Source organism: Streptomyces sp. NPDC050564 (assembly GCF_044457265.1).
Lineage (GTDB): Bacteria > Actinomycetota > Actinomycetes > Streptomycetales > Streptomycetaceae > Streptomyces.
Genome location: NZ_JBITGS010000001.1, coordinates 106167 through 125703, shown reverse-complemented (window position 1 = coordinate 125703; position 19537 = coordinate 106167). Strand labels below are relative to the sequence as shown.

Annotated in this window: 19 protein-coding genes; 6 read left to right on the top strand and 13 right to left on the bottom strand. The window is 70.5% G+C overall.

Going from position 1 to position 19537, the window contains the following annotated elements; translation table 11 throughout:
* Positions 1-106 precede the first annotated feature (106 nt).
* Complete coding sequence (locus ACIBK0_RS00555; RefSeq protein WP_399074063.1) at positions 107-511, bottom strand: DUF1992 domain-containing protein; 405 nt, start codon at positions 509-511, stop codon at positions 107-109.
* A 119-nt stretch (positions 512-630) separates the two neighbouring features.
* Between ACIBK0_RS00555 and ACIBK0_RS00550 the strand changes: the two genes are divergently transcribed.
* Positions 631-1026, top strand: a complete 396-nt coding sequence (locus tag ACIBK0_RS00550) for a hypothetical protein (RefSeq protein WP_399074061.1) — start codon at positions 631-633, stop codon at positions 1024-1026.
* 62 nt (positions 1027-1088) lie between these two features.
* Here the strand turns inward: ACIBK0_RS00550 and ACIBK0_RS00545 are convergent, their stop codons facing one another.
* The 3 genes from ACIBK0_RS00545 to proP all read right to left on the bottom strand — a co-directional run bounded on the left by ACIBK0_RS00545 (position 1089) and on the right by proP (position 4475).
* Positions 1089-1760, bottom strand: a complete 672-nt coding sequence (locus tag ACIBK0_RS00545) for an O-methyltransferase (RefSeq protein WP_399074059.1) — start codon at positions 1758-1760, stop codon at positions 1089-1091.
* A gap of 109 nt (positions 1761-1869) precedes the next feature.
* Positions 1870-3021 (bottom strand): DUF2330 domain-containing protein, encoded by a 1152-nt coding sequence (locus tag ACIBK0_RS00540; RefSeq protein ID WP_399074057.1) that lies wholly within the window; start codon positions 3019-3021, stop codon positions 1870-1872.
* 68 nt (positions 3022-3089) lie between these two features.
* Positions 3090-4475 (bottom strand): glycine betaine/L-proline transporter ProP, encoded by a 1386-nt coding sequence (gene proP, locus ACIBK0_RS00535; RefSeq protein WP_399074055.1) that lies wholly within the window; start codon positions 4473-4475, stop codon positions 3090-3092.
* A 447-nt stretch (positions 4476-4922) separates the two neighbouring features.
* On the opposite strand from proP, the gene ACIBK0_RS00530 reads away from it, so the two are divergent.
* The gene (locus ACIBK0_RS00530) at positions 4923-6983 is read left to right on the top strand and encodes a bifunctional glycosyltransferase 87/phosphatase PAP2 family protein (RefSeq protein ID WP_399074053.1); all 2061 of its coding nucleotides are present in this window, start codon (positions 4923-4925) and stop codon (positions 6981-6983) included.
* Here ACIBK0_RS00530 and ACIBK0_RS00525 read toward each other — a convergent pair.
* Positions 6937-8547 carry a hypothetical protein gene (locus ACIBK0_RS00525; RefSeq protein ID WP_399075079.1) on the bottom strand — a complete coding sequence of 537 codons (1611 nt, stop codon included), beginning with the start codon at positions 8545-8547 and terminating at the stop codon, positions 6937-6939. The two genes, ACIBK0_RS00530 and ACIBK0_RS00525, sit on opposite strands and share 47 nt — an antisense overlap.
* Before the next feature lie 221 nt (positions 8548-8768).
* Complete coding sequence (locus ACIBK0_RS00520) at positions 8769-10013, bottom strand: cytochrome P450 (RefSeq protein ID WP_399074051.1); 1245 nt, start codon at positions 10011-10013, stop codon at positions 8769-8771.
* Between the two features lie 319 nt (positions 10014-10332).
* On the opposite strand from ACIBK0_RS00520, the gene ACIBK0_RS00515 reads away from it, so the two are divergent.
* Positions 10333-11502, top strand: a complete 1170-nt coding sequence (locus tag ACIBK0_RS00515) for a steroid 3-ketoacyl-CoA thiolase (protein WP_399074049.1) — start codon at positions 10333-10335, stop codon at positions 11500-11502.
* 87 nt (positions 11503-11589) lie between these two features.
* On the opposite strand, the gene ACIBK0_RS00510 is transcribed toward ACIBK0_RS00515, so the two are convergent.
* Complete coding sequence (locus ACIBK0_RS00510) at positions 11590-12174, bottom strand: TerD family protein (protein WP_399074047.1); 585 nt, start codon at positions 12172-12174, stop codon at positions 11590-11592.
* 146 nt (positions 12175-12320) lie between these two features.
* Complete coding sequence (locus ACIBK0_RS00505; RefSeq protein ID WP_399074045.1) at positions 12321-13007, bottom strand: YoaK family protein; 687 nt, start codon at positions 13005-13007, stop codon at positions 12321-12323.
* A 105-nt stretch (positions 13008-13112) separates the two neighbouring features.
* Here ACIBK0_RS00505 and ACIBK0_RS00500 point away from each other — a divergent pair, with 105 nt between their 5' ends.
* Entirely contained in the window at positions 13113-14378 is a 1266-nt protein-coding gene (locus ACIBK0_RS00500) for an alpha/beta hydrolase family protein (protein ID WP_399074043.1), read from the top strand.
* 95 nt (positions 14379-14473) lie between these two features.
* Here ACIBK0_RS00500 and ACIBK0_RS00495 read toward each other — a convergent pair whose 3' ends face one another.
* The 4 genes from ACIBK0_RS00495 to ACIBK0_RS00480 form a co-directional block, all read right to left on the bottom strand.
* On the bottom strand, positions 14474-15349 hold the full coding sequence (locus ACIBK0_RS00495; protein WP_399074041.1) for a PhzF family phenazine biosynthesis protein: 876 nt from the start codon (positions 15347-15349) through the stop codon (positions 14474-14476).
* Positions 15350-15460: 111 nt separating this feature from the next.
* The gene (locus ACIBK0_RS00490; protein ID WP_399074039.1) at positions 15461-15886 is read right to left on the bottom strand and encodes a transglycosylase SLT domain-containing protein; all 426 of its coding nucleotides are present in this window, start codon (positions 15884-15886) and stop codon (positions 15461-15463) included.
* A gap of 407 nt (positions 15887-16293) precedes the next feature.
* A complete protein-coding gene (locus ACIBK0_RS00485; RefSeq protein ID WP_399074037.1) occupies positions 16294-16572 on the bottom strand; it encodes a DUF397 domain-containing protein in 279 nt (92 codons plus the stop codon).
* On the bottom strand, positions 16532-17380 hold the full coding sequence (locus tag ACIBK0_RS00480; protein WP_399074035.1) for a helix-turn-helix domain-containing protein: 849 nt from the start codon (positions 17378-17380) through the stop codon (positions 16532-16534). The genes ACIBK0_RS00485 and ACIBK0_RS00480 overlap by 41 nt, the downstream gene beginning before the upstream one ends.
* A gap of 92 nt (positions 17381-17472) precedes the next feature.
* Here ACIBK0_RS00480 and ACIBK0_RS00475 point away from each other — a divergent pair, with 92 nt between their 5' ends.
* Positions 17473-17913 carry an ATP-binding protein gene (locus ACIBK0_RS00475; protein ID WP_399074033.1) on the top strand — a complete coding sequence of 147 codons (441 nt, stop codon included), beginning with the start codon at positions 17473-17475 and terminating at the stop codon, positions 17911-17913.
* A 188-nt stretch (positions 17914-18101) separates the two neighbouring features.
* Positions 18102-18494 carry a hypothetical protein gene (locus tag ACIBK0_RS00470; protein WP_399074031.1) on the top strand — a complete coding sequence of 131 codons (393 nt, stop codon included), beginning with the start codon at positions 18102-18104 and terminating at the stop codon, positions 18492-18494.
* A gap of 74 nt (positions 18495-18568) precedes the next feature.
* Here the strand turns inward: ACIBK0_RS00470 and ACIBK0_RS00465 are convergent, their stop codons facing one another.
* Complete coding sequence (locus ACIBK0_RS00465; RefSeq protein WP_399074029.1) at positions 18569-19441, bottom strand: SDR family oxidoreductase; 873 nt, start codon at positions 19439-19441, stop codon at positions 18569-18571.
* Positions 19442-19537: the final 96 nt, after the last annotated feature.

The following is a 19537-nucleotide window of genomic DNA, read 5'->3' as shown; positions in this document are numbered from 1 at the left end:
CGGCCCGCCCCCGCCCCCCCCCCCCCCCCCCCCCCCCCCCCCCCCCCCGCGGGGGGCCCCCCCCCCCCCCACCCCCCCCCCCCCCCCCCCCCCACTCGCCGATGGGTCACCCCTCCCGGCGCTCGTGCCACTCCCGGACGATCTCCTCCACGTCGTACGGCTTGAGGCCGAGGGGAGGGCCGGGCGGGGGTTTGAACATCATCTCGCGGATCTTGGTGTTGATGTCCTCGACGATCCGGCGTACGGCCCGCTCCGAGGGGGCTGCAACCGCCGCGGCGAGCGCGTCCTCGGCCTCCTTGCGCAACGCGAGTGACGGCGGGAGCACGGACAGCCCCTCGCGGGCCATCTTCTGCTTGATCCACCACAGTTCGTCGTACGACGTGTCGGCGACCTGCGGCAGCGGCTTGCCCGCACCGGGGAGTTCCGCGAACTCGCCGCGCGCCTCCGCGTCACGGATCTGCTTGTCGACCCAGGACTCGAAGCTGACACCAGGTGGCTTGCGCTCGGTCATGAGTCCATTGTGCCGGAGGGCGCACGGCGGGGCGATCGGTCGAATTATCATGCGGCGGCGGTGCGCCAACGGTGCTCCGCGCGAGGACAATTGGACCGGTACGACACGAAGGAGCGCACGTGCTCGAACTCACCATGGCCTCGGTAGCCGGGGCGGACGCGGGTGCGACGGCCGGGATGCTGATGGCCGACGCACCGAGCGACCCGGGTGCCATGCTGCGGGTGGGCCGGGACCGAGCCGTGTGCCGTCTCGCGACCCCCGACGACTGGCTGTTCGTGTCCCGGGTCCACCTGGAGTTCCTGTGCGGCCCGGACGGCTCCTGGCAGGTCACCTGGCTGCGCGGCTCGCATTCCGAGCCGTCCTCGGAGGTACGGTTGACGCTGGCCGGACAGCCGCCCCAGACGTTCCCGTACGGCGGGACGGCCAAGCTCCCCGCGGGCAGTTCCGGAGAACTCGTCATCCAGGACCGCACCGGCCCGCGCGCCGTGAACGTGGGCTTCTATCACGAGGCCTAGGAGGGTCTAGGGGGCCTAGGGGCTGTCCTCGGATCACCCCTGGGCCGCGATTCCGGCAGCGTTCACGCCAGCACGCGCGCCAGCGCGAAACCGTCGTACCCCTTGCTTCCCACCGTCTGGATCGCGGTAGCGCTCAACTTCGGGTGGGAAGCCATCAGTTCGAGGGCGGCCCGGGTGCCCCGCACGCTCGGGTCGGTGCTGCCCGCGTCGGTGACCGCGCCACTGCGGACGACGTTGTCGAGGACGATGAGGCTGCCGGGGCGGGTGAGCTTGAGGGCCCATTCGACGTAGTGCGGGTTGTTCACCTTGTCCGCGTCGATGAAGACAAGGTCGAAGGGCTCCGGGTTCTCGTCGGCCAGTTTCGGCAGCGACTCCAGGGCGGGCCCCACCCGCACCTCGGCGATCTTGTCCAGGCCGGCGCGGGCGAGGTTGCCGCGGGCGACCTCGGCGTGCTTGGGGTCGTACTCGAAGGTGATCAGGCGGCCGTCGGCCGGGAGGGCGCGGCCGAGCCAGATCGTGCTGTAGCCGCCGAGTGTGCCGATCTCCAGGATGCGGCGGGCGCCCTGGATCTGGGCGAGGAGCTGGAGCAGCTTGCCCTGGTTGGGGGCGACGCCGATGGGCGGCAGTCCGGCCGCGTCGCTGTCGCGCAGCGCCGCGGTGAGTGTGTCGTCGGCGGGGGCGAGGAGGGTGGTGAAGTAGTCGTCGACGTTGTTCCAGAGCTGCGACTCGCTCATGCACCATGCCTTTCGTATGTCTAGTTAGATGCCCTAACTAGTTCCGCCGGTGAATCTAGTCGGGGGTGTGCGGGCTCGCCAGCGGGTTTCCCGTTGTTCACCCGAGAGGTCAGCCGATCGGCGGCGGTGCCTGCACGGGAGGGGGCGGCAGCACCGGGCGGCGCCTGCGGGCCCGTACGCCGATCACCAGGGCCACGACCGCCAGCGCCGCCACGCCGCCCACCGTCAGCAGCCACGCCGGTATGCCGCCCACCGTCAGGAGTTCGTCGTCGTAGATCACCCGGCGGTAGGCCGCGTCGGTCGTCATCCGGTGCAGTTGGTAGTCGCCGGAGATCCGTGAAGGCTGCGGGAACTCCTGGTCGATGGCGGTGAGGAAGTCCGTGCCGCCGTCGGCGAGCCGGTCCAGCGCGCCCCATGTCCCGGTGAGGCGGCCCGCGAACGAGACCTCGGGCCGGTCCCCGCCGATGGCCGAGGCCGGTTCCATGCGGTGCGCGGCGAGGACGTACAGGCCGAGGGACTGCGGCGTCTGTGCGAGACGGGACAGCCGCATCGGGTAGACCAGCCTGTCGCTGGCGAAGGTGAGGTGGAGGGGGTCGAGGGTGCCGCCGAGCGGGGCGTCGGTGCTCTTGGGGTCCTGCGGGGCCAGCCGGATCGCCACGTACTCCCAGCCCTGGTCGACGTACGGGCGCAGTGCTTCGTTGAGACGGTCCGGGAGCCGGAAGCCGTTGTCGGCGAGCCAGTCGCCGAGCGCGTCGGAGTCGGTGGCGGTGAGACGGGCGACGTCGAAGGGGCCGAGGTGCTCGCGGCCGACGACGCCGACGGAGGGTGCCGTGGCGCCGGCGCGCGGGGCGTCGGCGGCGTCGCCCTCGCTGGTGAAGGGCCAGTCACCGCCGCGCGGCCAGAAGTAGTGCCGGGTGCGGTACTCGGGTTCGGTCGCCTCGCTGAGCTGGGTGAAGATCTGCTGATCGCCGAGCTCGACCGTCGCGCGGTGCGGCACCGGCATGATCCACGCGGCCTTGTGGGCGTCCCCGGAGACGGTCAGGCTCATCACGATCTGTTCCTGGCGGCCGTCCCAGCGGACGACGGACGTCTCGCGGTTCACGGTGACGTGCCGGGTGCTGTCCGGCACCATCGCGCCGCACCCACAGGCGTACGCCGGGGCCACCAGCGATCCGAGCTGGATCCCCAACAGCGCCAGTACGACGCCCAGTACGCGTCCCCGTGCGAAAGCCGACCAACGCGTCCGTATATCGCGCAACATCCCCCGTAGCCTTCCGTCGTGCCGTCGGACAGGGTCTCAGACGACACGACGGAAGCCACGGTTCCAGGTCAGCGCACCGAAGGCTCGACGGACGGTGCCGAGCCCGGCAGCGGCCGCCCCGCCGACTCCGTCATGAACCACACCGCCACACCGCCGATCACGGCCGCGGCCATCATGTAGTAGGCGGGCATCATCATGTTCCCGGTCGCCCCGATGAGTGCCGTGACCACCAGCGGGGTCGTGCCGCCGAAGAGCGAGACGGAGACGTTGAAGCCGATGGAGAGCGAGCCGTAGCGGACCTTCGTCGGGAAGAGCGCGGGGAGCGCGGCGGGCATCGCGGCGGTGAAGCAGACAAGGAGCAGACCGAGAGCGCCCATACCCAGCGCGACCGCGAGCAGGCTGCCCTGGCGGATCAGCAGGATGGCCGGGACGGACAGGGCGAGGAAGCCGAGGCAGCCCGCGGCGATCACCGGGCGGCGGCCGATCCGGTCGGTCAGGGCGCCCGCGAAGGGCTGCACGATCATCATCAGCGCCATCACGCCGAGGACCACGAGCAGACCGTGCGTCTCGTCGTACTTGAGCTCGCTGGTCAGATAGCTCGGCATGTAGGAGAGCAGCATGTAGTCGGTGACGTTGAAGACCAGCACCAGGCCCATGCACAGGAGCAGCGCGCGCCACTGGCCGGTGATCATCTCGCGCAGCGGCACCTTGGGGCGGTCGGCCTCGGCTTTCTCGAGCTCCGCCGCGAACGCCGGGGTCTCCTCGAGACGCATCCGCAGATAGAGACCGATGATGCCCATCGGGCCCGCGATCAGGAACGGGATCCGCCAGCCCCAGGACAGCAGGTCGTCGGTGGAGAGCAGCGCGGTCATCAGGGTGACCAGGCCCGCGCCGCCGATGTAGCCGACGAGCGTGCCGAACTCCAGCCAGCTCCCGAAGAAGCCGCGTTTCTTGTCTGGCGCGTACTCGGCGATGAAGGTGGAGGCGCCCGCGTACTCGCCGCCGGTCGAGAAGCCCTGCACCAGGCGGGCGGCGAGGAGCAGGATGGGGGCGCCGACGCCGATCGTGGCGTACGACGGGATCAGACCGATCGCGAAGGTGCCCACCGCCATCATGATCATGGTGAGCGCGAGGACCTTCTGGCGGCCGATGCGGTCGCCGAGCGGTCCGAAGACCATCCCGCCGAGCGGGCGGACCAGGAAGGCCGCGGCGAAGGCGCCGAAGGTGGAGAGCAGCTGCGCGGTCGGGTTGCCCGACGGGAAGAAGACCTTGCCCAGGGTCACCGCGATGTAGCTGTAGACGCCGAAGTCGAACCACTCCATCGCGTTGCCCAGTGCGGCGGCCTTCACGGCGCGTTTCACCAGGGCGGGGTCGGTGACGGTGACCTCCGGCGGAGCGGGGGTCCGGGGCCGGGGGACAACGGGCGCGACAGCTGTGGCGGACGGCAAGGGCATGCCTTTCGTCGGGGACAGGGACGGGGCCCACCCTCGGGGCCGGGGACGAGACCCACCCGAGGGGCGGGGACGCGGCCCACCCGAGGAGCGGGGACCTTGGCCCACCGGAAGCAGGCCGAAAAGCGACCATAGGGGCACTCATCCGCATTACGTGCCGTACGCGACCCGGCGCGCAGTGCGTACGAATGCGGTGTACGCAGGTGCGATGCGAAGGCCGGGAGCCCCATTTTCCGGGCCTGTCTGTGATCTATGTCGCGGAGCGAGGGGGGAACCGAACCGCCCCCGCACTGTCGTCATCCGGACAAAAGGTGGGGGGACGTCAGGTGAAGAGGGGGTTGCCTGCGTCTCTCGACGGGGGCAGTGCGAGCCTCATAGGGTCTCGATAGGGGCCGACGAACGGGACACGTGGGACACGCAGGACGGATGGGGCGGGAGGGTCGACCGGGCGTGGCGAATGTGGAGCACGGCGGACGAGCGGGTAATGCCTTCGGGGCGGGGGCTGTCGATACGGCGAGGGAACGGCTGCGTGCCGTCCGCATCGGGCTGTGGGTGATCGCCGCCATCCTGGCGATACGGCAGGTGGCCGTCGTCCTCAGCACGCCCAAGACGGAGCGGCTGACGGACCTGGAGACCTGGGTCGGCACGGACGGTGTGCTGCATGTGAAGGGGTCGCTGTACGACTCGACCCAGTTCACCGGCACCCCCTTCGGCGGACTCGTCCTCAAGCCGCTGACCCGCGCGGCCGAGCAGGCCCTCGGCTGGGCCTGGACCTTCGGCACCCTGTCGCTGGTCGTCGCGCTCGGCCTGGTCGCGGCGCGCGCCCTGCCGCAGCCCGTGAGCCGGCGTACCTCGCTGCTCGCCGCACCCGTCGCGATCAGCCTGCTGATGCTGTCGCTGCCGGTGCGCAACGCTCTCTACCTCGGCCAGACCAGCATCATCCCGGTGCTGCTCGTCCTGCTCGGCTGCTTCACCGTGCGCGGAGAGCGCGCCAGCGGCGCACTGATCGGCCTCGCGGCGGCGCTCCAGCCGACCGTGCTGCTCTTCGCGCCGCTGCTCTGGTTCACCGGGCGGCGCCGCGCCGCCGAGTCCACCGGGGTAACCTTCGCCGCCCTCACCGCGCTCGCCTGGGCCGCGTTGCCGCACGACTCGTCCACGTACTGGGTGCACCACCTGGCGGGTGTCGGCCTCGGCAAGGAGGCGGACGACCTCGCCAACCAGTCACTGCACGGGGCGCTGCTGCGGCTCGGCCTCACCGGCCCGCTGGAGATCGGCCTGTTCCTGCTGCTCGGCACGGCCGTCGCGGTCCTCGGGCTGCGCCGCGCCGTGCGCTACGCGAAGGACGGCCAGCTGCTGCTCGCCGTCGCGCTCACCGGCTGTGTCGCGGTCGCCGTCTCGCCCACGACCTGGCAGCACCAGCTGCTGTGGGTGCTGCTCGCGGTGGTCGGCCGGGTCGGCAGGAAGACCTCCGACCGCTACATGTGGCCCGTCGCGGTCATCCTCGTCATGACGCTGCCGGCGAAGATGATGCTGCCGAACATGGCGGCGGTCTACCCGCTGCGCGACAACGTGGTGCTGCTCGCCGCGCTCGCCGCGGCCACCGTCGTGCCGTTCCTGTCCCGCACCTCGGGGCATTACCGCAAGCCCGTCCCCGCCGAGTTCGCGCAGCCCGTCCCCACCCGCTTCCGGCGCGTCCCGCTGCTCCCCTTCCTCGGCCGCGTCCTCACTCGCCCGAACCTGCTGCTCGAGCTGCTCCTGATCCGCGTCGGCTACGCCGCCTACCAACAGGTCAGGCTCGCCGCGACGGGCGGCACCAACGCGGGCGGCCGGGCCACCGCCGAGCACCACGGCGACCAGATACTCGCCATCGAGCGCTTCCTGCATCTCGACATCGAGCACTGGGTCAACCACGCCGTGTTCAAGGTCGGCTGGCTGCGGGACTTCTTCGACTTCTACTACGAGTCGTTCCACTTCGTCGTCCCGCTCACCGTCCTCGGCGTGCTGTACGCCCGCCGCCCGGCCGACTACCGCTGGGCGCGTTCGGCGCTCGGCTTCGCCACCCTGCTCGCCCTCGTCGGCTTCTGGCTCTACCCGCTCGCCCCGCCGCGCCTGTTGCCGGGTCTCGGTGTCATCGACACCGTGCACGGCGTGCAGGACTTCTCCAAGCCGGACTACGGCACGCTGACGGCGCTCACCAACCAGTACGCGGCGATGCCCTCGCTGCACTTCGGCTGGTCCCTGTGGTGCGGCCTCGTGATCGCGATCCTGGCCCCCAAGTGGTGGATGAAGGCGCTCGGACTGCTGCACCCCTTCTTCACGGTCTCCGCGATCGTGGCGACCGGCAACCACTGGGTGCTGGACGCGGTGGGCGGCGCGGCTGTCGTCGGCGCGGGCTTCGGCCTGACCTATCTGCTCCAGGGCCCGCGGCCCCGGACCCTGATGAAACCCGTGGAAGGGGGCGCGGTCAGCACGAAGGAGCCGGTCCCGGTGACGGGCCGTACTCCGAGCTGATCCGGTACTCGCCCGGCTCGGCCACCGTCAGCCGCGTGAACTCGCCGCTCTTCTCCAGGCAGCCGCCCTCGGCGCGCAGCCACGGCGAGTACGCGACGCGCACGGTCACCGAGCCGGCTCTCGGCATCCGCACATCGATCTCGGCGCTGGTGGTCCGGACGACGGAGGCGGGCGCCGACACCAGCGGCACCGCGTCGCGCACCCGGAACACCTGCCAGTGCGCGTCGTTCCACACCGGCTCCAGCCACGCGGGCCGGGTCTGCACCAGGCGTGCCTCGTCCTTCGCGTATCCGTCCGGCTGGCCCGACGGCAGCACGACGTAGCCGACCGCCCACCGGCCCAGCCAGGCACGGTAGGTCGCCGCCGAGAAGGTGCCGTCGTAGAAGAGCCGGCCGCGCTCCATGTCCAGCTGGCGGTTCCAGCCGCGCGCCAGGTTCACATGCGGGGCGAGCGCGGTGGCCTCGCGGTGGTTGCGGGCCGGGACGACTTCGACCCGGCCGCGGTCGGCGCCGAGCCGCTCCAGTTCCGTGACAACGCCGTGGGTGTGGGCGGCCCAGGCCGGAACGGCGGTCGAGACCACCAGGTCGTCGGCGGTCTTCTGGCCGACCCAGGCGACGGAGAGCACCAGCGCCGCGGCCAGCGCGCCGCGCCGCAACCGGTGCAGTCCCGGCGCGCCGAGCAGCACGGCGAGCAGCACGGCCGGCGCGAACAGCTCCGCGAACCGCTCGACGTTCGTGCCGACCGGCGAGGGGATCAGATACGTCAGAACGGTCCCTGCCGCGTAGACGACACCGCTCCACCGCGCCACCCGCCAGCCCCGCGGGGCCAGTACGGCCACGGTCAGCCCGAGCAGGACCGGCGGCCAGACGCGGGCCGGCGGCATCAACTGTTCGCCGGTGAAGGGGAACAGCAGCGTCGTCACCCCGACCACGACGGCCGGCGGCACCAGCAGCGCGCAGCCCCGCAACCGGTCCCGTGCCGCGAGATACGCCGCCCCCACCACCGCCAGGAACAGCCCGGCCACCGGGCTCGCCATCGTGGCAAGGGCCGCGTACGCCACCGCCAGCAGGACGCGCCGCTCGCGCGCCAGCGGCACACAGGCGGCCAGCCCGAGGGCGACGCCGAGCGCGAAGGTCGTACGCCCCGACGCGACGTTGCACCACAGCGCGAGGGAGGCGAGCAGCGCCGGACCCACCGGCCGGCGCAGCCCCGTGCGCTCGATCAGCACGGCGGCCAGCCAGGAGGCGGCGAGCCCGGAGAGCACCGTCACCGTGCGCACACCGAGGGCGGCCATCAGGTACGGGGAGATCAGGCTGTAGTTGGCGGTGTGCATCCCGCCGTACCAGAACAGGTTGTACGCCGATCCGCCGTGCCGGGACACGAAGCCGGCCCACGCCTCCTGGGCCGCGAGGTCGCCGCCGCCGGTGGCGAGGAACGCCCACCACACCGCGTACAGCGGCAGCATCGGCGCGGTGGCCAGGAGCGGGAGACGGTGGCGGCGGCAGAACGAGCGGACGGGATGGTTCCGGGACGGCGCCGCTCGGTCCGGCCGGACGGGGCTCAGGTCGGTCAGGTCGGCAGAGACCACGGCTCGGCGTTTCCGTTCGACGTCTTCGAAAATGTGGGTTGGCTGTGCCACGTGTGAAGACGTGCAACCGACCGGAAACGTTCAGTACACGGTGGAGCGACTTGGCGCGGGGGAGGCAGGGGCGGGGCGTAGGGGGGATGCCCCTGCCTCCCACGGGACGGGCCGGCGGATACCGGGAGGCCGTCGGCCCGAGCACCTCATCCCGCGCTGACCTGGAGTTCCTTGACGCCGTTCAGCCACGCGGAGCGCAGGCGGCGAGGGTCGCCGGCGAGGCGCAGGTTCGGCATCGCGTCGGCGATCGCGTGGAAGATGAGGTCGATCTCCAGGGTGGCCAGGGACTTGCCGAGGCAGAAGTGCGGGCCTCCGCCGCCGAAGCCGAGATGCGGGTTGGGGTCGCGGGTGATGTCGAAGACCTCGGGGCTCTCGAAGACCTCGGGGTCGTTGTTGGCGGAGGAGTAGAAGATGCCGACGCGGTCGCCCTTCTTGATCTGCTGCCCGCCCAGTTCGGTGTCCTGGGTCGCGGTGCGCTGAAAGGAGACGACGGGGGTCGCCCAGCGGACGATCTCCTCGGCGGTGGTCTTCGGGCGCTCCCGCTTGTAGAGGTCCCACTGTTCGGGGTGGGTGAGGAAGGCGTGCATGCCGTGCGTGATGGCGTTGCGGGTCGTCTCGTTGCCCGCGACGGCGAGCAGCAGCACGAAGAAACCGAACTCGTCGGAGGCCAGGTTCCCCTCGTCCTCGGCCGCCACCAGGGTGCTGACGATGTCCTTGGCGGGGCACTGCTTGCGGTCGGCGGCCATGTTCATCGCGTACGAGATGAGTTCGGTGGCCGATTCGGCGCCGACCTCCTCGGTGATCGCGTACTCCGGGTCGTCGTACGCCACCATCTTGTTGGACCAGTCGAAAATCTTGGCGCGGTCGTCCTGCGGGACGCCGATGAGCTCGGCTATCGCCTGCAGGGGCAGTTCGCAGGCGACCTGGGTGACGAAGTCGAAGGCGCCGTCCGGGCCCGCGTGCGCGAGCGCGTTCTCGACGATCGAGCCGGCGCGGGCGCGCAGGGCGTCCTCCAGCGAGCGGATGGCCCGCGGGGTGAAGCCGCGCTGCACGATCTGGCGGACCCGGGTGTGCTCGGGCGGGTCCATGTTGAGCATGATCAGCCGCTGGACTTCGATCTGTTCGCGCTGGATGTGCTCGTTGAAGCGGATGACCGCGGTGTTGAGGAACGAGGAGAAGAGCTCGGGGTGCGTGGAGACGTACTTGACGTCCGCGTGCCGCGTGACGGCCCAGTAGCCGTCGTCCTCGAAGCCCGCGATCCCCGGCTGTTGCGGAATCCAGTGGACCGGTTCGGCCCGGCGCAGCTCGGCGAACTCCGGGAGGGGCACGCGGTGGTGCAGCAGATCGGGATCGGTGAAATCGAACCCGTCGGGCAGCGCTGGACAGGGCATCGGCAACTCCAGGTCTCGCACCTACGGTTCTGGCGATCGGGTTCTGGCGGTCGGTTCCGGCCACCGGGTCTGACGGTCCATCAGGAACGCGGAATTGCCGTGAAGGTAGTAACGGGTTCTACAAGTGGCAAGGGGTGCGGGGCCTCGAATTGCGTGCGGGATTCGTGCAGATCGCAACTTCGGAGGCTGCAAGACCCTTGCGGTGGTGGACATGCTGTCAGCAGACTGCAGTCAGAACTAGAACGCGTACTAGTTCTGCGCGGTGGGTGGGCCGGGACGCCCCGCGCTGCGCGGGTCAGCGAGGAGAGGACGAGCCCCCATGGCCGCGGAACCCGTGATCGTCGAAGCCGTACGCACCCCGATCGGCAAGCGCGGCGGCGCGCTCGCCAACCTCCACCCCGCCTATCTCCTGGGCGAGACCTACCGTGAACTCCTCGGCCGCACCGGCATCCACGCCGACTGCGTCGAGCAGATCGTCGGCGGCACGGTGACCCACGCCGGCGAGCAGTCCATGAACCCCGCGCGCACCGCCTGGCTCACCATGGGCCTGCCGTACGAGACGGCGGCCACGACGGTGGACTGCCAGTGCGGCTCGTCGCAGCAGGCGTCCCACATGGTGGCCAACATGGTCGCGGCGGGCGTCATCGACGTGGGTATCTCCTGCGGTGTCGAGGCGATGTCCCGGGTGCCGCTGGGCTCCGGGTCCAAGCACGGGCCGGGCAAGCCGTTCCCCGACGAGTGGAACGTGGATCTGCCCAACCAGTTCGAGGCGGCGGAACGGATCGCGCGCCACCGCGGGCTGACCCGGGAGAACGTGGACTCCCTCGGGCTCATCTCCCAGGAGCGGGCGGCCATCGCCTGGTCCGAGGAACGCTTCAAACGCGAGACCTTCGCCGTCCAGGTGCCCACGACGGAGGACGAACAGCGGGCCGGACAGGGCATGTGGCGGCTCGTCGACCGGGACGAGGGGCTGCGCGACACGTCCATGGAGGCGCTGGCGAAGCTGAAGCCGGTGATGCCGACGGCGGTGCACACGGCGGGCAACTCCTCGCAGATCTCGGACGGCGCGTCCGCGATCCTGTGGGCGTCGAAGCGGATGGCGCGGGCGCTGAAGCTGAGGCCCCGCGCGCGGATCGTGGCCCAGGCGCTGGTCGGCGCGGACCCGCACTTCCACCTGGACGGGCCGATCGACGCGACGCGCACGGTGCTGGGCAAGGCCGGGATGTCGCTGAAGGACATCGACCTCGTCGAGATCAACGAGGCTTTCGCATCTGTGGTGTTGAGCTGGGCGCAGGTCTTCGAGCAGGACCTGGAGAAGGTGAACGTGAACGGGGGCGCGATCGCGCTCGGGCATCCGGTGGGGGCGACGGGAGCGCGGCTCATCACCACTGCCCTGCACGAACTGGAGCGCCGGGACAAGGAGTTCGCGCTGATCACGATGTGCGCGGGTGGCGGGCTGGCCACCGGCACGATCATCCAGCGGTTGTAGTCGTCCGGTCGACGAACGTCGTGATCGCGGCGGGCAGAAAGGGCGCGGGGCTGACGGCGTGCTCGTCAGCCCCAGCCCCGGCGTGTGCTACTTGCGCCCCGCGAAGCGCATCAGGTCCCGCTCGTCCCCCTGCTTGATCTTCCCCGTCTCGTTGATGACCTGGAGCTTCCAACGCCCGTCGACCCGGATCGCCTTGGCCACGGCGCAGCCGTTGTCGTTGGTGAGCAGGCTCGGCCAGATGTCGGCGACCTGCTGGGTGCTGCCCCCGGTCGCGTCGTAGACCTTGAAACTGATGTTGCGCGCCTTCTGGAAGGCACTGCCCTTCTTGTACGCGGCGGCGACGAACACGATCGACGTGATGTTCGGCGGTATCCGGGCGAACTCGACGGTCACCGTCTCGTCGTCGCCCTCGCCTCGTCCGGTCTGGTTGTCGCCGCTGTGGGTCAGCGAGCCATTGCCCATCGGGTCCAGGGAGTCGAGGCCCGCCAGTCGTACCGGGTCCGAGTTCTGCATCGCGATGGCGATCAGGTCGAGGTCGGTGCCGACGTTGCGGCGGATCTTCCCCATCAGCCCGCCGCTGCTCCCGGCGGTGGGGTCCCAGGACACCCCGATGGACAGATGGGTCACCCCGTCCAGATCTGCTGGACCGTCTTCCTTCGTGAGCGTGATCATGCGTGATCCTCTTGGTGGTGGACAGCAACGAATGAAGTGTGCCTGAGCCACCTGTGCCCGGCATACCGGGTATGGGAATGGCCGTTGGGCGTCGCGTACGTGCTCGTGCTCGCGGCGGTTCTCATCGGCGGCCCGGAGCGGTCGTGCTACTCCGTTCCTGACGCCGTCACCGCCAGCACCCCCGCCGCCCCCGCCGCGATCACCAGCGGGATGCCCAGCCCGTGATGCAGCACCAGCCACGCGCCGAACAGCGCGCCCGCCAGCATGGCGAACACCGACGCCGTGCGGCGCGGGGAGCGTTTGCCGGCGCCGCCGCCCAGGCGGGAGTCGGAGGCCAGGCCGGTCAGAGTCATCGTCAGGACCGTGGTGGTCAGGTCGGGGACGCCCAGTTTGCGGACGGTCGCGTTGCGCAGACCCATGGCGAAGGCGGTCAGCGCGATGAGTGCGTAGAGGGTGCCGGTGGCGCCGGGGGCGACGAAGGCGACCAGCGACGCCGCGCCGACCATGACCGCCTCCGCGCCGAGCGTGGCGCGGACCCAGGTGCGGCGCGAGCCCCCGCCCATCCACCGTCCGACGCGTCCGCCCGCCACCGCCCCCACCAGGAACGCCACCAGCGACACCAGTGCATGACGGGTCGAGAAGCCCGGCGCGCCCGCCGCGGCGAAGCCGAGTACCACCACATTGCCGGTCATGTTCGCCGTGAAGACATGCCCGAGGCCCAGATAACTCACCGCGTCGATGAGCCCGCTGACCACGGTCATCCCCAACAGCACCGCCACCAGCCGCACTCCGCGCTCCTCCGGGGCGCGCGTCTTCTCCGTCGGCGTGGTCAATGGGGGCCTCCGGTCAGCAGGACGTCCGCGGTGGACTCAGGTCCACCGCGGACGCGGGGGACTCTCGGATGTCGACGCGAACCGTGCTTCCGTAGCGTCGAGGACATGAGCGATAACACACAAAAGACCGTCAAATCCATGGAAACACGCCGCATTTGGCGTACGCGCAGAGGAGGCGCCCTTCTCACGGCGGCGCTCCTGGCGGGTCTCGCGGGGGCCCCGGCGGCTACGGCGGCCGCATCCGCGTCCGCCCATCGGCCGGAATCGCGCGGCACCCTCTTCTCCGTCACACCCGTCGCCTCGCACGACGCGGGGGGCGTGAAGCAGTTCCTCGCCGAACGGGACATGGCCACGGACTCCGTGCGGTATGGCGTACGGGCGTACCGGCTGACGTACCGGACCGTCGACCCGTACGGGAAGTCCACCACCGCCACCGGGCTGCTCACCCTCCCCGTCGGCGGCAGGCACCGTCTCGACATCGTCTCGGACACGCACGGCACGATGGTGAACCGCGACTACGCGCCCTCCGTCGGCGAGGACTTCGGGCGCATCCCCTCCTATCTGAACGCCACGGCCGGACGCGCCGTCGTCGCGCCCGACTATCTGGGCCTCGGGAAGGGGCCCGGCCGGCATCCCTACATGGACACCCGCTCATCCGTGACCGCCTCGGTCGACATGCTGCGGGCGGCCCGGACGGCGGCGGATCGGCTGGGCAGGCCGCTGAGTGGCGATGTGTACGCGACCGGCTTCTCGCAGGGCGGGCAGGTGGCCATGGCGCTCGGGCGGGCGCTTGAGGGCGGGGCCGACCGGCACTTCCGGCTGAAGGCGCTGGCTCCGATCAGCGGGCCGTACGACTTGGCGGGCGAGGAGATTCCGGCGCTGTTCGACGGGCGGGTCAACGACGCGAGCGGGCTCCTCTACAGCTCCTACTGGCTGGTCGCGCAGAGCAGGCTGCATCCGATCTACAAGGACCCGTCCGAGGCCTTCCGCGCGCCGTACGCGAGCCGCGTCGAGGGACTGTACGACGGGACGCACGAGGAGGAGGACATCCTGAAGGCGCTGCCGCAGACGGTGCGGGAGATGCTCACCCCGGCCTTCGCCGAGAAGATGCGGCATCCCGCCGGGGGGCTCCTCGACGCGATGCGCGCGGCCGATCACACCTGCGACTGGACGCCGGCCGTGCCGGTGCGGCTGTACGCGGGGGCGGCCGACACCGACGTACCGATCGGGAACGCTCGTAGCTGTGCGCGGCAGCTGGCCGAGCAGGGGAAGTCGGTGAAGGTGTTCGACCAGGGGGACGTGGACCACTTCGGGTCGTTCCAGGTGTCGGCGCCTCAGGTGGTGCGGTGGTTCGACGCCCTGAGTGACTAGGGCATGGCGAAGGTTGGGGGCCGCCGCCTTGGTGCAAGGAACACTCTGCGACGACCGGGGAGACCTGTGCTCGCACTGCCGTCCTGGCCGGCGCTTCAGCCGATGCGAGCTCCCGCGCCGCTGACACGGACACGCGCGTCGCCCGTCCGCAGCGTCACCGTGAGCTCGCCGGGGCGGCCCAGGTCCTCGCCCTGATGCAGGGTCAAAACGGCATCCTCCGGGACCAGGACGAGCTTACGGGCGTATGCACCGAACGCGGCGGCCGCGGCGCCGGTCGCCGGATCCTCGACGACGCCGCCGACGGGGAACGGGTCACGGACATGGAAGACGGTGGCCGACTCCCGCCACACCAACTGGACCGTGGTCAGGTCCAAGCGGTGCATGAGGGCTTCCAGGCGCGCGAAGTCGTACGCGAGATCTGCGAGGCGAGCGCGCGTCGCCGCCCCGAGAACGAGATGGCGGGCGCCGGCGAACGCGATACGGGGCGGGAAGGCCGCGTCGAGATCGGCGGCCGGCCAGCCGAGCGCGGCGAGCGCCTCCGCCAGGTCGGCGTCGGCGATCTCCTCGATGTGCGGCTGGACACTGGTGAGTGTGGCCCTGAGCGTTCCACCCTCCTCGGCCACCTCCACCGGCACAGTGCCGGCGCGCGTCGCGAACACCAGCTCCCCGGGGCCTGTCCGCTCGGCGAGCGCGACGGCGGCCGCGACGGTGGCGTGCCCGCAGAACGGCACCTCGGCCTTGGGGCTGAAGTAACGAATGCTGTACGCCCGCCCCTCTTGCCCGCCGAGGCCCTCCGGGGGCGCGGTCAGGAACGCGGACTCCGAGTATCCGAGGTCGGCGGCGATGGCCAGCATGTCGCTGTCGTTCAGGGCGGTGGCGTCCAGAACGACGCCGGCGGGGTTTCCGCCGTCGGGGGAGCTGGAGAAGGCCGTGTATCGCAGCACCTCGGGCCGTGGCGCATTCGTCGTCATGCTCGCGGCAACGCGGGGTGCTCGCGCGGCTATTCCTGGACGCGGGCGAAGGCGGCGGCCCCGGGGATCGGGGGGCCGCCGCCTTCGCGTACGGGGGTGTGGCTCGGCTGATCAGTACCAGCCGTTGGCCTGCCAGAAGTTCCAGGCGGCGGCGGGGCTGCCGTAGCGGGAGTTCATGTAGTCCAGGCCCCACTTGATCTGGGTGGCGGGGTTGGTCTTCCAGTCGGAGCCGGCGGTGGCCATCTTGGAGGCGGGCAGTGCCTGGACGAGGCCGTAGGCGCCGGAGGAGGCGTTGGTGGCGCTGGGGTTCCAGCCGCTCTCGTGCTCGACGATCTTGCTGAAGGCGTTGAACTGCGTGGCGTCGGGGATCATCTGGTGCGCGATCGCCTGGGCGGAGGAGGCCGAGGTGGTGGTGGCGGGGGCGGCCTGTGCGGGGGCCGCGGCCAGAACCATGCCGGTGGTGGCGGCGGCCACGGCGGCACCGGCGAGGGCCTTCTTCGGGGAGGCAACGACGCGGCGGATGATGGAGACGGTCACGCGGGGCACCTTTTCTTCGGGGGCAGGGGAGTCGCTGTGTGCCGGTGCCACGGGGTGCGTGGTGTCGGTATACGTCGGCGCCGCGGCCCGGGTGGGCTCGTCGGTGCCTGGCGACGAGCTCAAGAGAAACAGGCTCGGGCCCTGTCCGCAATGACCCCTTTTACTAGTGGTGGTCGCATGGGAGAAGAAAGTCCCTCGTGTGACGTGGCTCTCAAAGTGCAGGTCAGGGGGCATTATGACGCGTGCATGGCGTCCTATTTGCCCTACTGTCGTCCTTAGTATGTGACTTAGGCCCTGTGGGGTGCTTCACCCCGCTACTGACGGAGGGTGCGCGAGCGTCCACGGAGCGCCGCCGCGGAGTGTGACGGGGGCCGCACGCAGCCGGGCCCGAATGTGATCGGGGTCGCTCAGCCCGCGGCTGCAGCCGTCCAGTCGACGAACGTGGTGAACGCGACGGGGGCGAGGGTGAGGATCGGTCCCGCCGGGTTCTTCGAGTCGCGGACGGCGATGGTGGTGTGGGGGGCTTCGGCGATCTCTACGCAGTCGCCGCCCTGGTCGCCGCTGTACGAGGACTTGCGCCAGGCCAGGGGGCCGAGCGGTGCGCACTCGACGCACTCGCCGCCTTGATCGCCGCTGTAGCTGGACTTACGCCACTGGATCCCCGTCGGAATCGCGGTGTTCCCCATAGCGTTCCTCCATCGCGCACCGGATCAGCTCCGCCGAGTCTCCGAGGGAGAGTGCGGCGGCTTGCAGATGATCGTAACGGAGCGAACAGTCCTTTACCGTGTCCGAGTTGGCGGTCGGATGCCCGCTGCCGTAGCCCTCGGTGTAGACGATGTCCGGGTCGCTCGCGAAGCGGAAGAGGGTGAATGAGCCTTGGAGTCCCGCGTGCGCCCCGGCCGAGAACGGCAGGATCTGGATGTTGATCCGCGGGTTGCCCTCGAACGACAACAGGTGGGCCAGTTGGCCGCGCATGGTGTCCGGGCCGCCGATCTCCTGGTACAGGGCGGCCTCGCTGACAACCATCCACAGGACCGGCGGCTCGCTCTTCTCGAAGATGCGCTGACGGGCCAGGCGCACGGCGGTGCGGTCGTCGACGTCGGTCCGGTCCAGGGCGCCGAGCGTGGCACGCGCGTAGGCGCTGGTCTGGAGGAGACCGTGCACCATGTGGGCCTGGAAGGTGCAGATCTCGATGGCCCGCGCCTCCAACTCCGCCACCTGTTGGAACCAGGCCGGAAGTTGACTGCGCATCACGAGTTCGACGAGCCGGGAGAGCAGGCCGCCCGTGCCCAGCGCCGCGTCGGCCCGTTCGCTGAACTCCGGTGTCGGCAGCTTGCGGGCCGTTTCGATCTGGCCGACCAGGGAGCCGGTGTAGTTGACGATGTCGCCGAGCTGTTTCTGTGTCAGCCCGGCGCCTTCGCGATAGCGCCGTAGCTCGAAGCCGTAGTAGTCGAGTGGTGAAGCGCCCGGGTCGAGGACGTTGATGTGGGTCACGCGGAGCCCCCTCTCGCACAACGCGGCCCACTGCGGGACCTGTTGTATCCGTTCCGTAGCCGACGGTAGTCGCGCGAGGTCAGCCTCGTAGTGTGAACGAATACTTTCCCCCCACCCTGCTGGGTCCTCGCCCCGCCCAGTACGGCATGCGGCTCACGGTCGGCGCGCACTCGGCGTGGCACATCAGGCGTATCGTCCGCTCGCTGCTGGACGATTGGGACTTGACGGAGCTGACCGACGCCGTGGAACTGGGCGTGACCGAGCTGGTCGCCAATGTCGTACGGCATGTCCCGGACCGGCGCTGTTCGCTGCTGATGCTGCGACAGGCGGCGGGAGTCCGTGTGGAGGTGGCGGACGGATCCGCGCAACTCCCGTGCAGTTCACCCGAGTTGCTTGCGGAGGCAGGGGCGGAGGCGGAGGGCGGACGTGGGCTTGTCCTGCTGGACGCCGTGGTCGACAAGTGGGGTGTGGACCCCGGACCTGGGGGCGGCAAGACGGTGTGGTTCGAGTGCCGGGGCGGCTGCGACGGTTGACCCGCGTCGCGGGGAGCGAAACGGCTTCGGGTTCCTGTCGTCCGCGCCGGTGCCGAGCGCGCCGTACAGGACGAGCGCCAAGTGCCTCCTTTGTCTGTGCTGTTGACTACGAGTCGGCGGAATGGTCGGAACCCGCTGCGCCGCTGCCCGGCTGCGTGATTCACCTGTGCGACGAGGGGGGGCTGGTTGTGGAAACGGTGCCGGAGGTGCGGAAGGCGCCAGGGCTCTGGTCGGCGGGGTTCCGCATGGGCGCGCTGCTCGGGATTCCCACATCGCTGATCGCGATTTTCGTCGTCGGCCGGACATGGACGTCGTGCGATGTCGGGGTGAACGCCTCGGCCAATTCACTGTTCCTGCTTTTCGTCGCCCCGTTCATCTGGTTCGCCACCGCGGTTGCCTGGGTGCTTCTTTACGGTGCGATCGGAAGGTTCCGCCAAGGCGCCGCTGTCGCCGTCGGAACCGTCTTCAACCTGTGGTTCCTCTGGTTCGTCGTGACGGGAATGGGCGCGATGGGTTCATATCCTGATGCCGTGTGTCCGGGAAATGTCCCGCCGTGGTGGCCGGGGTTCATTCCGTCCTGAGAAACCGCTCGGCCAAAGCGATGGTCGCCATCGGTCATCGCATTCTGGGTGGTCGGCAGCGCGATGGCGCGAGGTCAGCTGTCGAAGTGGTGGCCGTTGTCGAGGTCGTGGAGGAGCCCGGGACGGGTCGGCTGCCAGCCCAGCAGTTCGCGGGTCAGCGTGCTCGAGGCCGACATGTCGAGCCCGAGGATGCGGGCCAGGAAGCCGAAGTGGGCGCCGGCATCCTCGGCGGCGACGGGGGTCACCGGCACATTCAGGTGGCGGCCGATGACCTCGGCGATGGCGCGGAGGGGCACGCCCTCCTCGCCGACGGCGTGCAGCACGGATCCCGCCGGGGCCTTCTCCAGCGCCAGGCGGAACAGGGGCGCGGCGTCGAGCCGGTGTACCGAGGGCCAGTGGTTGGTCCCGTCGCCGAGGTAGCCGGAGACGCCCTTCTCGCGGGCGATGCCGGCCAGTGTCGCGACCATGCCGCACGTGCTGTGGTCGTGGACCGTTGGCGCGAGCCGCACGATGGACGAGCGTACGCCGCGCTCCGCGAGAGCAAGTGCCGCCCGTGCGCCCGCGTTCCGGGGGCTCGGCGAGGCGAGGGACGCGTCCTGTTCACTCCCCACAGGCCCCCCGGAGGCGATGACCAGCGGCCGGTCCGATCCCTCAAGGGCATCGCCGAACGTTTCGATGGCGCGCAACTCGGCGCGCGCCGCGGCCTCGTGCTGCGTGAAGTCGTGGTGGAACGCCAGGTGGACGACACCATCGGACTCGGCGGCTCCGGCGCGCAGGCCGTCGAGGTCCTCCACCGTGCCGCGGCGCACCTCGGCGCCGACGGCGGTCAGGGCGGCGGCCGAGGCATCCGAGCGGGCGAGCCCGACGACCTGATGCCCGGCGGCGATGAGATCGGGCACGAGAGCGGAACCGATGAACCCGGACGCGCCGGTGACGAACACACGCATGGCGGTGCACTCCTTGGACGAAAGGAAATCGAGGACCGGCCCGATGGGGCGCTCGGACGGCGCCCGGCCGGTGATCCCACTCTGCGGCGACAGGGC